This is a genomic window from Castellaniella sp. WN (assembly GCF_054457555.1).
In genome coordinates this window covers 2,620,693-2,636,450 of sequence record NZ_JBTKZC010000001.1, presented here as the reverse complement: position 1 = coordinate 2,636,450, position 15,758 = coordinate 2,620,693, and the positions used below count along the sequence as shown (strand labels likewise).

General features: G+C 69.8%; 11 protein-coding genes. 7 read left to right on the top strand and 4 right to left on the bottom strand.

Annotated features, from left to right (window positions below):
- Window positions 1–46: 46 nt before the first annotated feature.
- A complete protein-coding gene (locus ACTPOE_RS12470; RefSeq protein WP_458872458.1) occupies window positions 47–676 on the bottom strand; it encodes a 5-formyltetrahydrofolate cyclo-ligase in 630 nt (209 codons plus the stop codon).
- A 29-nt stretch (window positions 677–705) separates the two neighbouring features.
- Between ACTPOE_RS12470 and ACTPOE_RS12465 the strand changes: the two genes are divergently transcribed.
- From ACTPOE_RS12465 to murI, 4 genes are all read left to right on the top strand, one after another.
- A complete protein-coding gene (locus tag ACTPOE_RS12465) occupies window positions 706–2,859 on the top strand; it encodes a lytic transglycosylase domain-containing protein (RefSeq protein WP_458872457.1) in 2,154 nt (717 codons plus the stop codon).
- 2 nt (window positions 2,860–2,861) lie between these two features.
- Window positions 2,862–4,058, top strand: coding sequence for a tRNA CCA-pyrophosphorylase (locus ACTPOE_RS12460; protein WP_458872823.1), 1,197 nt, complete (start codon window positions 2,862–2,864; stop codon window positions 4,056–4,058).
- Between the two features lie 294 nt (window positions 4,059–4,352).
- Window positions 4,353–7,304: an autotransporter domain-containing protein gene (locus tag ACTPOE_RS12455; RefSeq protein ID WP_458872456.1), complete on the top strand. Its 2,952-nt coding sequence runs from the start codon at window positions 4,353–4,355 to the stop codon at window positions 7,302–7,304.
- Between the two features lie 74 nt (window positions 7,305–7,378).
- Window positions 7,379–8,185 (top strand): glutamate racemase, encoded by an 807-nt coding sequence (gene murI / locus ACTPOE_RS12450; RefSeq protein WP_458872455.1) that lies wholly within the window; start codon window positions 7,379–7,381, stop codon window positions 8,183–8,185.
- A 3-nt stretch (window positions 8,186–8,188) separates the two neighbouring features.
- Here murI and ACTPOE_RS12445 read toward each other — a convergent pair whose 3' ends face one another.
- Together ACTPOE_RS12445 and ACTPOE_RS12440 are read right to left on the bottom strand one after the other, a co-directional pair.
- A complete protein-coding gene (locus tag ACTPOE_RS12445; RefSeq protein WP_458872454.1) occupies window positions 8,189–9,394 on the bottom strand; it encodes a class I SAM-dependent methyltransferase in 1,206 nt (401 codons plus the stop codon).
- A 115-nt stretch (window positions 9,395–9,509) separates the two neighbouring features.
- A complete protein-coding gene (locus tag ACTPOE_RS12440; RefSeq protein WP_458872453.1) occupies window positions 9,510–11,114 on the bottom strand; it encodes a DEAD/DEAH box helicase in 1,605 nt (534 codons plus the stop codon).
- Window positions 11,115–11,478: 364 nt separating this feature from the next.
- Here ACTPOE_RS12440 and ACTPOE_RS12435 point away from each other — a divergent pair, with 364 nt between their 5' ends.
- The 3 genes from ACTPOE_RS12435 to ACTPOE_RS12425 all read left to right on the top strand — a co-directional run bounded on the left by ACTPOE_RS12435 (window position 11,479) and on the right by ACTPOE_RS12425 (window position 15,270).
- A complete protein-coding gene (locus ACTPOE_RS12435; protein ID WP_458870376.1) occupies window positions 11,479–12,516 on the top strand; it encodes an IS630 family transposase in 1,038 nt (345 codons plus the stop codon).
- A gap of 75 nt (window positions 12,517–12,591) precedes the next feature.
- Window positions 12,592–14,970 carry an MHYT domain-containing protein gene (locus ACTPOE_RS12430; RefSeq protein WP_458872452.1) on the top strand — a complete coding sequence of 793 codons (2,379 nt, stop codon included), beginning with the start codon at window positions 12,592–12,594 and terminating at the stop codon, window positions 14,968–14,970.
- Window positions 14,971–15,087: 117 nt separating this feature from the next.
- Window positions 15,088–15,270 carry a hypothetical protein gene (locus ACTPOE_RS12425; RefSeq protein WP_458872451.1) on the top strand — a complete coding sequence of 61 codons (183 nt, stop codon included), beginning with the start codon at window positions 15,088–15,090 and terminating at the stop codon, window positions 15,268–15,270.
- Window position 15,271: 1 nt separating this feature from the next.
- On the opposite strand, the gene ACTPOE_RS12420 is transcribed toward ACTPOE_RS12425, so the two are convergent.
- Window positions 15,272–15,745, bottom strand: coding sequence for an Lrp/AsnC family transcriptional regulator (locus tag ACTPOE_RS12420; protein WP_458872450.1), 474 nt, complete (start codon window positions 15,743–15,745; stop codon window positions 15,272–15,274).
- Window positions 15,746–15,758: the final 13 nt, after the last annotated feature.

Sequence of the window (15,758 nt, the reverse complement as noted above, 5' to 3'; positions counted from 1 at the left end):
CGGCGGGGTTTCCGCGCCGGCGCCGTTCCGGACGGATGCCCGCGGCCTACAGTTCGGGCGCCGGCACGGCCCAGCCCTTGTCGGTCAGGACCGCGTCGAGCCGGACGTCGTGCGCGGCGGGCGCGTAGGGTTCGCCGCTCAGATCGCCGCAGACCCAGGCGATGCCCACCGTCGTGAACGCATGGCCGGTCGCCTTCAGCGCGGCCAGGGTGCGGTCGTAGTAGCCGCCGCCGTAGCCCAGGCGATCGCCCTGGCGGGTGTAGCCCAGCGTGGGCACCAGCACGACGTCGGGGGCCGGGGCGTCCGGACCTTCGGGCTCGAGGATTCCGTAGGCCCCCGGTTTCATGGGAGTGTCCGGGGTCCAGGCGCGGAAGCTCAGCGACTCGCCGGGCACGGCGACGACCGGCAGCGAAACCGTCAAGGTTTCGTCTTCCGCCCATTGTCGCAGCAGGGCCTGCAGGGCGGGTTCTTCGGCCATGGACCAGAACGCGGCGATGTGGCGGACGTCGGGGCGGCCCGATTCGCGCAGGCGGGTCCGGTTGGTCGCGAGCCAGGTGTACAGGCGGCCACGGATCAGCAGCGCGCCCCGATCGCGGTCCTGGGGCGGGATTCCGGCGCGGCGCTGTTTGAGTCGCGCCCGCAGGGCGGCTGCGTTATCCTGTGCATTCTGATTCATGTGGTGACTGGTTCGCGGAGTTTTCGACTATGGGGCGTAGTTTTATAGGATATCCGGGATTCGTCGGGGATGCAGGGCCGGCCTCGTCCCGGTCGCGCCCTGGCGCCCTGGCCTGGGGCCTGGCGGCCCTGCTGGGGCTGGCGGGCTGCGCGGGCGCCCAGGCGCCCACGGCGGCCGAGCAGCAGGCGGGCGAGGCTCCGCGCGTCGCCCTGGCCGCGCCGGCGGCCGACGCGGCCACGCCTGCGCCCGCGTCCGCGGCGCCCGAGATTCCGCCGCCCCCGACCCCTGCGCCGGCGCTGGCGGCGGTGCCGCCCGCCGCCCGCCAGGCCGTCGTGGACGCCTACGAGGCCGTCCAGAAGCGGCGCTGGGCCGATCTCGACCGCCTGGCGCCGCTGGCCGCCGCCGACCCCGTGCTGGGACTGTATCCGCGCTACTGGGCCCTGCTCAACCGGCTGCAGGACCGCGCACGGCCCGTCCCCGACGCCGAAGTGCGCCAATTCCTGGCCGACGCGGCCGGCGCCTATCCCGCCGAGCGCATCCGCGCCGAGTGGATCCTGGCGTCGACCCGGGCCGGCGACTATGCCCAGGCCCTGCGGATTCCGGAGGTGGCCGATCCGTCGGCATCGGTGCGCTGCGCCTTGCTGCTGGCGCGCCACCAGAGCGGCAAGCGCGCCCGCCCGGCCGAGGTCCTGGACGCGTTCCAGCCCAACGCCGACTGCTGGGACCTGTTGGACCGGGCGGTGGCCGACCACGTCCTCAGCCGCAAGGAACTGAACGGCCTGTTGCGCGACACCCTGGAAACCGGCAAGCAGGGCAACGCCGACCGCATGGCCGGCGTGGTGTTCGACGACGTGGCCATGGTGCAGTACGCCGCCTTGATGAAGAACCCGCGCAAGTGGCTGGAATCCCGCGGCCAGCCGCGCACGGCCATGGATTTCGAACTGGCCGTCATCGCCCTGTCGCGCCTGGCGCGCAGCGACGACCGGGCCGAGGCCGCCCGCTATATCCAGGAACGCTGGGCGGGCTGGATACCGAAAGCCGACCTGCAATGGGTCTGGGGGCAGTTCGGTCTGGTGGCCGCGCTGAACGTCGATCCCGAGGCCGCGCGCTGGTACCGCCAATCCGGCTTCGTGCCGATGACCGACTACAACCACGCCTGGGAAGTCCGCGCCGAATTGCGCGCCGCGCCGATCGACTGGGACCGGGTGGCCTCGGCCATCCGCAAAATGAGCGCGCGGCAGGCCGACGAGCCCGTCTGGCGCTACTGGTACGGCCGCGCCCTGGAGGCCCAGGGCAATGCCGTGGCCGCGCGCCAGTATTACGAATCCATCGTCGGCGATCAGGGCTTCTACGGTCTGCTCGCGGCCGAGGAACTGGGCCGCACGCCGGCTCTGCCGGCCCAGCCAGGCCCCCTGGATCCGGCCTGGGTCGCTCAGGCGCGGGCCAATCCCGGCCTGCGGCGCGCCGTGGTGCTGTTCGACCTGGGCTGGCGCAAGGAAGCCGTGCCCGAATGGAACTTCGCCCTGCGCGGCATGAATGATCCCCAGTTGCGCGGCGCGGCGGAGTTCGCCCGCGAGCAGCACATCTACGACCGGGTGGTGAATACCTCGCTGCTGACCCGGAACGTGGCCGATTTCAGCCAGCGCTTCATCGCCCCCTTCGAGGGCCAGGTGGCCGCCAAGGCGCGCCTGATCGACCTGGATCCCGCCTGGGTCTATGGCCTGATCCGCCAGGAATCGCGCTTCATCACCGATGCCCGCTCACGCGTCGGGGCGTCGGGCCTGATGCAGCTGATGCCGGCCACCGCCCGCCACGTGGCGCGCAAGATCGGCATGAAGGACTTCAAGCCCGGCCAGGTCAACGATTTCGACACCAACACGATCCTGGGCACCAACTACCTGAACATGGTGCTGCAGGACCTGAACGGGTCCGAACTGCTCGCCACGGCGGGATACAACGCCGGACCGGGCCGGCCGAAACGCTGGCGCGCCCAGTTGCAGGCGCCGGTCGAGGGCGCGATCTTCGCCGAGACCATTCCCTTCACCGAGACCCGCCTCTACGTGAAGAACGTCCTGTCCAACGCGGTCTACTACTCGATGCTGTTTTCCGGCCAGCCTGATTCGCTGAAGGCGCGCCTGGGCACCGTCGGCCCCATGGCCGGGACGCGGACGGCCCTGCCGTGACCATGCGCCGCGGCGCCCGGAGAGGGGACGATCCGGCCGTCGCCGGCCTGGAGGTCTACATCGTCGGCGGCGCGGTGCGCGATGCCTTGCTGGGCCTGACGGCGGGGGACCGTGATTGGGTGGTGGTGGGGGCCAGCCCAGAAATCATGGCGGCGCGCGGCTTCACGCCGGTGGGCGGGGATTTTCCCGTCTTCCTGCATCCGCGCACGCACGAGGAATACGCCCTGGCGCGCACCGAGCGCAAGTCCGGCCGGGGGTACCGGGGCTTTGTGTTCCACGCCGGGCCGGACGTCACCCTGGAAGACGACCTGCGCCGCCGCGACCTCACGGTCAACGCCATTGCGCAGGCACCCGATGGCGCGCTGATCGATCCCCTGGGCGGGGAAGCCGACGCGCGCGCGCGCATGCTGCGCCACGCGGGGCCGGCCTTCGTCGAGGATCCCGTGCGCTTGCTGCGCCTGGCGCGCTTCGCCGCGCGTTTTCACGATTTCTCCATCGCCCCGGAAACCCTGGACCTGTGCCGCACGCTGGTGCGCGACGGCGAGGTCGACGCCCTGGTGCCCGAGCGTGTCTGGCAGGAGTTCGCCAAGGGCCTGATGACGGATCATCCCGGCCGCATGCTGGACGTGCTGGCCGAATGCGGGGCACTGGACCGGGTCGCGCCCGGCCTGGTGTGGCGGGCCGACGTGGCCGATGGCCTGGCGCGCGGCGCCTCACGGGGCCTGGATCTGGCGCAGCGCTATGCGTTGCTCTGCCGGGGTTCGGCTCCCGGGCTGCAGGACCGGCTGCGGGCGCCTTCCGTTTGCCGCGACCTGGCACGGCTGCTGCCAGGCGTGCTGGAACGCCTGGCGCGGGCTTCGGCGGCCGACAGCGCCGATGCGCAAGCGGGCCGGACCGATGCGTCGGCGAGTATGCGGGAAGGGCATGCTGCGGAACTGGACGGCCCCGCCGCCTGGCTGGCGCTGATGGAATCCTGCGACGCGCTGCGCCGCCCGGATCGTTTCGAGGCGCTGCTGGCGGCGGCCGGTTGTGTGCTGGGCGACGTCGATCCGGCTGCGTGGACCCGGCGGCTGGCGGCGGTGCGCGCGGTGGACGCCGGCGCCGTCGCTCGCGCGGCCGGAGGCGACGCGGTGCGCATCCGCGACGATCTGCGCGCGGCGCGGCTGCGGGCCCTGGAGGCGCTACAGGTCGGAGCCTGAGTATCCGGCGCCGTCGAGCCGGAGCGATGGGCGGGGTGGCGGTCAGTGGTGGCCGCATGCGACGGCCGGGATCCGCTGCGTGCCGCCATCCCCCTGGGATGAGCGCGGGTTTACTCGAATACGGGCGCCGGCCGGTTCGTGTGAGAATGCCGACGATTCACGCCGCCCGCCGGCCTTTCGCTCATCACGGACCTGACCATGATGCCACTTCCGCGATTCGCCCGCCGTGCCGCGGCCATTTCCATTCCTTCCGGATTCTTTTCGCGGCGGCGCCCGTCGTTCGCGCGGCGGCGTTTGTCCGCCTTGTTGAGCGGGCTGGGGGTGTCAGCCGTCGCGCTGGCCGCGCCCGGGGATTTTCTGTTCGATCCGGCCGATTTCGTGGATGCGGAATTCCGGCGCAGCGGGGCGCTTGAAAGGGTTGGCGCCCAGTACGCCTACGCGCGCGGCTATACCGGCAAGGGCGTGCTGGTGGCGGTGCTGGATTCGGGGCTGTACGCCCGGCATCCGGAGTTCCGGGGCCGCGTGGTCGGCGGCTGGAATTTCCGCTCCGACCAGCAGCCCCGGGATTACGCGGACACCGAACTGGATGAAGACACCGGCCGGATCCAGGGGCATGGCACCCATGTGGCCGGGATCATCGGCGCGGCGCGCGACGGCGCGGGGATGCACGGCGTGGCCTACGAGGCCGTCCTGCTGGGCCTGCGCACGGATTTCGACCGCGACTGGACCGCTTTCGATCATGCCATCCGCGCGGGTGCGCAGGTCCTGAACGGCAGCTACGGTCCCAACGGCATGCCGCCGGTGACGATGCCCGATCCCGCCGATCCGGACGGTCCCCGGATCCATAACCCGGGCTATTGGGACAATGTGGTCGCGCATCCCGAGCTGCTGAAATACCAGAACGTTCCGATCAGCATGCTGCGGACCCAGGCGGCCATGCTCCGGCGCGCGGCGGCGGCCGATATCTTGATGGTCTTTGCGGCCGGCAACGACTACCGGGAATACAAGGACCAGGCTTCGCATGTGTCGGGCTATGGCATGTACCACCTGATCACGCCGGATTTCTTCCTCCATGGCGGCGTCGATCCCATGTTCCGCTTCCTGGACGACGAGGCCACGCCGGATCCCTACGATCCGGCGAAGTTCGTCGTCGTCGCTTTCAACGACACCCGCGTGAGCGGCCTGGACTTCTCCGATCTGGGCGGCAGCATGCTGTCCGTGGTCTCGGTGGGACCGTCTGGTGCGATCGCCAGCTACAGCAACCGGTGCGGCCAGGCGGCGATGTGGTGCCTGGCCGCGCCAGGCGGGGACGGAGGCTCCGACGGCGATCCGATCTGGTCCACCAATCCCGACCCGGCCAACGGCTACTACGTCACCATGGGCGGCACCTCGATGGCCGCGCCGGTGGTGACGGGCGCCGCGGCCGTGCTGCGCCAGGCCTTTCCCTACATGAGCGCGCGCCAGATCATCGAGGTCATCCTCACGACCACGAACGATGGCGGCATCTACGCCGATCATGATGTCTACGGGCGCGGCCTGCTGGACCTGGGCAAGGCGATCCGGGGACCGGGCGAGTTCGGCGCGGACGGTTTCGCCTCGATGTTCCGGGCCGATACGAGAGGCCATGATTCCTGGTTCGGCAACGACATCGAGGGCGACGGCGGGCTGGTCAAGGCGGGCGCGGGGACCTTGTTCCTGGATGGGCACAACCGCTATACGGGCGATACGATCGTGGAGGGCGGGCGCCTGTCAGTGAATGGCGATACGCGCACGTCGAAATTCACGGTGCTGTCCGGCGGCATACTGGCCGGAACGGGCACGGCCGGCCCGACCGAGGCCTTCGGGCGGGTGGCGCCGGGCAATTCGATCGGTGTCCTGACGGTGGCGGGCGATTACGTCCAGGCGCCTGGCTCGGTGCTGGAAATCGAGATCGACGGCGCGGGCGGCGCGGATCGGCTGGACGTCCAGGGCAATGCCGATCTGCGGGGCGGCGAGGTTCAGGTTCCGGGGCTGCGGGGCGGGTCTCTGGGGCGCGCGATGACCTTCATGACGGTTGGCGGGGTCATGGGCGGACCGGGCTTCGCGGGAGTGCGCGACGACTACGTCTTCGCCGACCTGAGCCTTTTGCAGTCCGCGCCGACGCAGTTCGACCTGGCCGTGGTCCGCAACGCCACGAGCTTCGCTTCGCTGGGGCGCACGGCCAACCAGCGCGGCGCGGCGGGTGCGATCGAATCCATGGGCGCGGGGACCGTGCCTTATGAAGCCCTGATCGACCTGCGCGACGCCGGGCGGGCGCCGGACCTGTACGACCAGCTCTCGGGCGAGCTGCACGCGACCGCGCGCGCGATGATGTTCGAGGATGCGCGCCTGGTGCGCGGCGAAGTCCTGGGGAGCCTGGCGATGGACGGTGCGTCGTCCCCGGTCGCTCGGAGCGGAAACGGGCTGTGGGGCCGGACGATGGCCGCCTGGAGCCGGCATGACGGCGCCGGCGTATCCCGGGACGCCGACCGGCGGGCGACCGGCTTGATGATCGGCCGCGACGTGTCGTGGGCGTCCGGCGCGCGGGCGGGCGTGGCGTTGGGCTATACGCGTTCTCGCGTGCGCGCCGAGGCGCGTGACGAGGCGATGCTCGACGGCTACCATGCGCTGGCCTACGGCGGCATGGCCGCCGGCCCCTGGCGTCTGCGCGGCGGCATCGGGCAGTCCTGGCATGTGGCGGACACGCGCCGCGAGGTGGACGTGGCGGACCTGGGACGGCAGACGGCGCGCTATGGCGGCTGGACGGCGCAGGTGTTCGCCCAGCTCGGATACGCGCTGGCGCAGGGGGCGACGGAAGTCGAACCCTATGCGGAGGCTGCGCAGTCCTGGCAGCATGTGCGTGGCTTCGACGAGGAGGGTGATGCGGCGCTGTCGGGACGTTCGGGTTCGTCCTCCAGCACCGAGACGACGCTGGGTGTGCGGGCGGGCCGGCTCGTGCCGACCCGGGCCGGCGATTTGCGGCTGACGGCGGGCGCGGGCTGGGTCCATGCCTGGGGCGGCCTGGCTCCTCGGGCGCGGCTGGCGTATGCGGGTGGTCCGACGTTCGAGATCTCGGGCGTCCCGGCCGCGCGCGACGCCCTGCGGCTCGAGGCGCGGGCCAGCCTGGCGCGCACGCGCACGACGCGGGTGGAGATCGGCTACGCCGGTCGCCTGGGCGGCGGTGTGCGGGACCATGGCCTGCGCGTCCAGGTGAACCACGCCTTCTGACGGCCGGAGGCCAGCCAGAGAAATCCGGCCAATGCAAAAAGGAGGACAATCTCCTTTTTTTCCATGAATTCCCCATGTCCGCACTGAACGCCGATCCGGACCAGCCCGTCCTCGTCTTCGATTCCGGCATCGGCGGCCTGACCGTGCTGCGCGAGGCCCGCGTGCTGATGCCCGATCGGCGCTTCCTCTACGTGGCCGACGACGCCGGCTTCCCCTACGGCGGCTGGGCCGAGGACGCCCTGCGGGACCGGATCGTGCATCTGTTCGCCGGCCTGCTGCGCGATCATGATCCGGCCCTGTGCATCGTCGCCTGCAATACGGCGTTCACCGTGGCGGGAGCGGCGCTGCGCGCGGCCTATCCGGGCATGACCTTCGTCGGCACCGTTCCGGCCATCAAGCCCGCGGCCGAGCGCACGCGCTCCGGGCGGGTGTCGGTGCTGGCGACGCCGGGCACGGTGCGGCGCGACTACACCCGCGACCTGATCCAGTCCTTTGCCACGCAATGCCATGTGACCCTGGTGGGGTCGCCCCGGCTGGCGCGCATGGCGGAAGCCTACGTCCGCGGCTTGCCGGTAAGCGACGAGGCCGTGATCGCCGAGATCGCTCCCTGCTTCGTGGAGGACGGCGGCGTCCGCACCGACATCGTGGTGCTGGGCTGCACGCACTATCCCTTCATGGCCAACGTATTCCGGCGGCTGGCGCCCTGGCCCGTGGACTGGCTGGACCCGGCCGAGGCCATCGCGCGGCGCGCCCGCAGCCTGCTGCCGCGCCGCGCCGACGCACCGCATCCGGACAAGGACGACGCGGCGCTGTTCACCGGCGGGCGGCCGGATTTCGCCACGCGGCGCCTGATGAACAGCTTCGGCCTGAAGGTGGCGTAGGCTTTACAGCCGGTCGCGCCGGTCCCCGCGCGTAAAGCCCAACAGGGGCGCGTCCAGGCCCCGGCCGATGGCCAGGACCTTGAACAGTTCGCCCATCTCGGCCTCGGACAGCAGCGTGTTCAGGGCGGTCAGCTGGCGTGCGCGCTGCGCCGGATCGTCGCCTGGCGCGCGGATCAGGTCCGTCAGGCCCGCGTTCATCAGGAAGCGAGCCTGCGACGTGTAGCCCAGCACATCCAGGCCGCCGTCCAGCGCGGCGTCCGCCATGGCGGTGAAGTCCACGTGGGCGGTGATGTCCTGCAGACCCGCCAGAACCAGCGCCTGGTCGTGGGCGTGGTGGCGGAAATGGCACATCAGCGTGCCGTGCAGGCGCTGGGGGTGGTAGTACTCGGCCCGTGGGAATCCGTAGTCGATCAGCAGGGCCGCGCCCCGCTGCAGCCAGCGGCCCAGGTCGCGCACCCAGGCCTCGGCCTGCGGATTCATTTCCGACTGGTAGCCGGGCAGGGGCGGCATGCGGGCGGCCAGGGTCGCCGCGGTGGGGGGCGGCGCCTCGCGCGCCGCCCAGCGGAAGGGCGCGGTGGCCTCGGGCCGGGCGTCCAGGGCGACGCCCAGCAGTTCCGGCGCGCCCGCGGCGTTCCAGCGGAACAGGACGGCGGGCATGGCGTCCAGGACTTCGTTGGCGATCACGCAGCCGCTGAAGGCCGCCGGCAGCGCGTCCAGCCAGCGCACCTGGCCAGCCCAGGCCGACAGGCGGTCCCGCTGGCGGGCGCGCAGGTCGGCGGACAGTTCCAGGATCTCGTAATCGGCCTCGAATCCCAGGTCCCGCAGGGCCGGAATCAGCGCGGCGGCCAGGGCGCCCGAGCCGGCGCCGAATTCCAGGACGCGGGTGGACCTGCTGGCCTGCAGCACCTGGGCGACCTGGCGCGCGAGCGCCTGGCCGAACAGGGGGCTGGTTTCCGGAGCGGTGGTGAAATCACCCTCGCGGCGGAATTTGGCGCTGCCGGCGCTGTAGTAGCCCAGGCCGGGCGCATACAGGGCGGCCTCCATCCAGCGTTCGAACGGCAGCCAGCCGCCGGCGTCGCGGATGCGCTCCGCGAGCATCGCCTGGACGCGGGTGCCGTGGGCGCGTGCGTCGGCGTCGGGTTCCGGCAGGCCGGAGGGCGTGTGGACGGCGGGCAGTTCGATCATGGGCGAAGCATAACAGGCGGACATCGGCAACGCCGCAAACGAAAACCCCGGCCTGTGCCGGGGATGAGCCTGTGCCTGCCGAATCCGAGCCGCTTGCAAGCGGCTCGGTGGGCCGACAATACCGCGGAGGCGCCGGAGCTCAGGCGAAGCGGGGGCGCTGCGCGCGGGCCTGATCCTGGCGGGCCTGCCGCTTGAAGGACGACTTGGCGCCGACCTTGCCGGCGGGCCGGGCGGTGCGGGGCGCATCGCCGTCGCGGCCCTGGCGCGGAGCAGCGCCGTGAGGCGCGCGGTCGGCCTTGGGGTGGAAGGCGGAGCGGCCCTCGCCTCGATCCGGGCGCGCGAAGGCCGGCTTGTCCTGTTCCCAGGGCTTTCGGGCACGCACCGGCCGGGCGCTATCGGCCTGATCGTCTTGCTGCCAGGAAGGCTTGCGGGCGTAGGCCGGGCGGGTGTCCTCGCCCGCCTGGGCGTCCTGCTGCCAGGGCTTGCGCGCGCGCGGCGCGGCGCCGGTGGCGGGGCCGTCCTTGTGCCACGGCTTGCCGTGGGGCTTGCCGCCTTGCGGCCGGGCGCCCCGGGCGGGCCTGTCCTTGTAGGTGGGCCGCACGGACCGCTGCGGCTCCAGGCCGGGGATGGTTTCCATGGGGATGGCCTGACCGATGAAGTGCTCGATGCGGCGGACCTTGTGGCGCTCGGCGTGCACGGCCAGGGTGATGGCCTGGCCGTTGCGTCCGGCGCGTCCGGTGCGGCCGATGCGGTGCACGTAGTCCTCGGCCTGCAGGGGCAGGTCGTAGTTCACGGCGTGGCTGATGGTCTGCACGTCGATGCCGCGCGCGGCCACGTCGGTGGCCACCAGGACGCGCACCTGGCCTTTCTGCATCAGGCCCAGGGTGCGGGTGCGCTGGCGCTGGTTCATGTCGCCGTGCAGGGCGGCGGCGGCGAAGCCCTCGTCGGACAGGTGGTCGGCCAGGTCGTCGGCGCCGCGCTTGGTGGCGGTGAAGACGATGGCCTGGTCCAGGCTGGTGTCGCGCAGCAGGTGATCCAGCAGGCGCAGCTTGTGGGCCTTGTCATCCGCGTACAGCAGATGCTGGGTGATGTTCGCGTGCTTTTGCTGAGGGGGGGTGATCTCGATGCGCTTCGGGTCGCGCATCAGGTTGGCCGCCAGCTTGGCGACCGTGCCGTCCAGCGTGGCCGAGAACAGCAGCGTCTGGCGATCGTCCGGCGTGCTGCGGACGATGGTCTCGATGTCTTCGATGAAGCCCATGTCCAGCATGCGGTCGGCTTCGTCCAGTACCAGGGTCTGGACGGTGGACAGGTTCACGCGGCGCGCCTGCAGGTGATCGATCAGGCGGCCCGGGGTGGCGACCAGCACGTCCACGCGGCGCGACAGGGACTTGATCTGCGCGCCGTAGGGCATGCCGCCGACCACGGTGGCGATGCGCAGGCCGTCGATCTGCTTGCCGTAGGACCGGGCGGCGTCGGCGACCTGCATGGCGAGTTCGCGCGTGGGCGTCAGGACCAGGACCTGCACGCCGCGTCCGCCCGCGCCGGCGCGGTGGCTCAGGCGCTGCAGGGCGGGCAGCATGAAGGCGGCGGTCTTGCCGCTGCCGGTCTGCGAGGACACCATCAGGTCGTGACCGGCCAGCGCCTGGGGAATGGCGGCGGACTGGACGGAGGTGGGCGTGTCGATGCCGAGGTCGCGCAGGGCGGCCACGAGCCGGGGAGCGAGCCCCAGGGAGTCGAAGGACATGAGTTTCCTTGCGCCCGCGAGCGCGGGCGGTGTGCCGCGGGGAACGAATCGGATGTCCCCGCTGGGTTGCTGCCGCGGATGTCTGCCGGGCAAGAATCAGTCGCATGTGCCGACCGAATCAACCCAAACGGCGCACTTGGCGTGAAACCGAGGTCAGAAGGTCAGAAAACAAGCAATTCATAAGTTTCGCATAGGGATTTCCCAGGGTCAATGTAATTGTGGGTCGAACCCTCTCGTTTTCCCGAATCATGTTGGATTGGCGCCTAATTGGTCCGAATTCCAGTGCTCCCGCCCGATGCGTTCTGTTATAGATCAGGCCCATAAATAGATTGAAATTCTGTCGATCTGATGCGATGCTTTGCGGATGGAAAAAGATGATGCAAGAAAGCTCAGTCCGGCCGAGCAGCATGAGAGGCGTCGGCAGGTGATTCGTGCGTACAAACGCGGACGAAGCAAACCTCAGATCGCCGTTGACGTTGGGCTGAGTCACACGGCGGTGAGCAAGGTGATCGCACGCTATGAGGCGGGGGGGATGCTGTCGCTGGCACCCCGTCGGCGTGGCCGTCGCCGTGGCGAGGATCGCGCACTGACCGCCGAGCAGGAACAGACGGTGTGCCGCATCATCTGCGACAAACGCCCCGAGCAGCTGAAGATGGACTTTGCGCTGTGGAGCCGTGCGGCGGTTATGCAGCTGATCGAGCGCGAGTGTGGTGTGACGCTGCATGTGCGCTCGGTGGGCAAGTATCTGGCCCGCTGGGGCTTCACCCCGCAGAAGCCGATCAAGCGTGCTTACGAGCAATCGCCCGCCGCGGTGCAAACCTGGTTGGAGGACACGTATCCGGCCATCGCCGAACGTGCCAAGGCCGAGGGCGGCGAGGTCCACTGGGGTGACGAGACGGCGCTGGTGAACACCGACGTGCGCGGTCGCAGCTATGCGCCCAAGGGCAAGACTCCGGTGGCGATGGCCATTGGCGGGACGCGGCAGAAGCTGTCGATGATCGCCAGCGTCACCAACCAGGGCAAGGCACGCTGGATGATCATTGATGGCGCGTTCAATCACGAAAAGTTGATCGAGTTCTTCGAGTCGCTGGTCCAGGATGCCGGGCGCAAGGTGTTTCTGATCCTGGACAACCTGGGCGTGCATCACTGCAAGCCGGTGAAGGCGTGGTTGGCCGCACACTCCGATCAGATGGAAGTGTTCTATCTGCCCAGTTACAGCCCCGAACTCAATCCCGAAGAACGCTTGAATGCCGATCTCAAACACGTCATCGGGCGCAAGGTTCCGATACGCACGAAGGCCAAACTACGCGCCGCTGCAGAAGAGCACATGCAAGTCGTCGCCAGCGAGCCGGCACGTGTCAAAGCCTACTTCCAAGACTTCCACGTCAAATACGCTGCGTAAAACTGTTTGAGGGCCGGATCAATAGGCTACGATCTACACCCTTTCATTTCAGGCTTAAAGGATTGAGTCCGCATCATGATGCCTGACCATTTCTTCGTCGTCGGCGAAGGGCCGGGCTCCCTGGTCGAGGGCGCCTGGCAGCCCGGACTGGTCCTGTTGTCCGTCGCGGTGCCGATCTTCCTGTCCCTGATGGCGCTGCAGACCTCGCACATCGCCCGCCATACCCGCAGCCGTTTCTATCGCCATGTGGTCATCGGCACCGGGGCCGTCGCTCTGGGCGGCGGGATATGGACCATGCACTTCATCGGCATGATGGCGTTCCACCTGCCGGCGCCCATGCACTATCGCGCGGACGTCACCCTGTTGTCCCTGCTGCCTGGCCTGGCGGCCTCGTGGATGGCCCTGTGGATGCTGGCGCGGCCCGAGCCGGTCGGCTGGCCGCTCGTGATCGGCGGCGTGGCGGTCGGCGCAGGCATCGGCGCGATGCACTACGCCGGCATGGCGGCCATGGTCAGCACGCTGGAAATGCGCTACGACCCGCTGCTGTTCGGCCTGTCCATCGTCGTGGCGGTGGCACTGGCGATGCTGGCGTTGTGGATCCGCTTCGGCCTGCGCCATACGCCGTTTCCGCGGCGGATGCGATTCCTGATCAGCGGGGCGGTCATGGGCGTGGCGATCGCCGGGATGCACTACACCGGCATGGCGGCTGCCCGCTTCTATGGCGATCCGGGCATCATCGACGCCGAACACGGCATCCGGTTGGGCACCATCTGGGCGTCCCTGGGGCTGGCGTCCCTCAGCCTGACGGTGGCGGTGCTGGTCGCTTCGCTGAACGGCCTCATCCGCACCCGCGAACTGTACCGGGAGGTCGGCGAGAGCCAGTCGCGCCTGCAGGCCATCCTGGATACGGCCGTGGACGCTCTCATCACCATCGACGACCAGGGCATCGTGCAGGCGTTCAGCCATTCGGCCGAACGCCTGTTCGGCTATCAGGCCCGGGAAGTGGTCGGCCGCAACATCAAGATGCTGATGCCCGAGCCCTATCACTCCGAGCACGATGGCTACTTGCGGCGCTATCGCGCGACCGGGGTGCCGCACATCATCGGCATGGGCCGAGAGGTCGTCGGGCGGCGCAAGGACGGCAGCCTGGTGCCGGCGCGGCTGGCCGTCGGCCGTGTGCCCTTGCCCAATCAGGAGATGCTGTTCGTCGGCATGCTGACCGGCATCAGCGACAAGCAGGCGCTGGAGGCATCCCTGCGCGAAGCGGCGGAACGCGCCGGGCAGGCCGCCGCGGCCAAGAGCCATTTCCTGGCCAACATGAGCCATGAGATCCGCACGCCGATGAATTCGATCATCGGCTTCGCCGATCTGCTGCTGCAGACAGATCTGGCGCCCGCCCAGCGCGGCCACCTGAACACTATCCGCCAGTCGTCCCGTAGCCTGCTGCGGCTGCTCAATGACATCCTGGACACGTCCAAGCCGGACAGTGGCCGGCTGGAACTGGAAAGCCGCGATTTTTCACTCAAGAGCCTGGCGATGCAGATCGAGTCCTCGCTGCGGCTGGGCGCGCAGGCCCGGGGTCTGCGCCTGACGACTCATTACCCGGCCGACATGCCGGAATATTTCAAGGGCGACACCCTGCGCCTGCTGCAGATTCTGACCAACCTCGTGGGCAATGCCATCAAGTTCACCGAGACCGGAGGGGTGGACGTGCTGTTTTCCCTGGAGGGCGGGGTGGTGCGCGTGCGGGTGCGCGACACGGGCATCGGCATGAGTCCCGCGCAGGTCCGGTCGATCTTCGATCCCTTCACCCAGGCCGATGCCTCGATCAGCCGGCGCTTCGGCGGCACGGGACTGGGTACGACGATCGCCCGTCAGTTGGTGGAAGCCATGAAGGGGCGCATCGAGGTCGAGAGCGAGCCCGGCCGGGGCAGCACCTTCCACGTGTGGTTGCCGCTGGCGCCGGGCCGTGCGCCCGATGATCCTCAGTCCCCGGGCGAGGCGCCGCGGCTGCCGCCCTTGCGCGTGCTGATCGCCGATGACGTGGAGCAGAACCTGGAACTGCTGGCGCTGGTGCTGCGGTCCGGCGGCCATCATGTGGAGGCCGCGCGCAACGGCGAACAGGCCGTCGAGGCGTTCCTGGCCGGCCACTTCGACGTGGTCCTGATGGACATGCACATGCCGGTGGTCGACGGCCTGCAGGCCACGCGCCTGATCCGCCAGCACGAGCGCACGTGGGGCCTGCTGGCGACGCCGGTCATCGCCCTGACGGCCAGCGTGATGGCCAACGACCGGCGCGAGGCGCGGCAGGCGGGCATGAGCGGCTTCACCGTCAAGCCCCTGGACATCCCCCGGTTGTACGAAGAGATCGCCCGGGTGCTGGAAGGGCGGCCCGAAGCGCCCGAGGACCCGTTGTCATCCGGTTGCGCGGCGGGGCGGGCGACGAACTGCTGAACGCCGCACCCATGCACGATGTGGGCAAGATCGGCATTCCCGACGCCGTGCTGCTCAAGCCCGGCAAGCTGGACGCTGTGGAATGGGCCATCATGCGCCAGCACATCGTGGATCAGCGTGCGCCCCTACAAGCCAGCCTTGCCCGTCGAGGACGCCGTGGCGCACATCCGCAAGGAAAGCGGCCGCCATTTCGATCCCGAACGGGTCGAGGCATTCCTGCGTTGTCTGCCGGACATCCTGGAGTTCCGCGAGCGCTGGGCGGACGTGCCCGAGACGCAGGAACTGGACCAGGTCCGCTGAATCAGGGGGCGAGCGGAATCCGGGTGTCGAATTTACTGCGCCGCGTGGCGAAGAAGCTGCGCACGTTGCGCACGCGCGGATCGCCCGTCAGGCGGCGCAGCGCCAGGGCCTGGTAGGCCGCCATGTCCGCCACCAGGGCGACCAGCACGAAATCCGGCCCGCTGCTGACCCGGTAGCACTGCTGGATGGCCGGTTCGGCCAGCAGCTGGGCCTCGAAGGCGTCGGCTTGCGCGGCCGCCTGCGCGTCCAGCGTGACCTCGATCAGGACAGTCAGGGCCGCGCCCATCAGGGCGGGGTCCAGAACCGCCACCCGCCGCTGGATGATCCCCGTCTTGGCCAGACGACGCACCCGCCGCAGGCAGGTCGGCGGCGAGGCGTGCACGCGCGCGGCCAGGTCCTGGTTGCTGAGAGCGCAGTCCTGCTGCAGGATGTCCAGGATGCGGCGGTCCAGATCGTCGAGTTCGATGGCGGGCATGGAGATGTTTCCG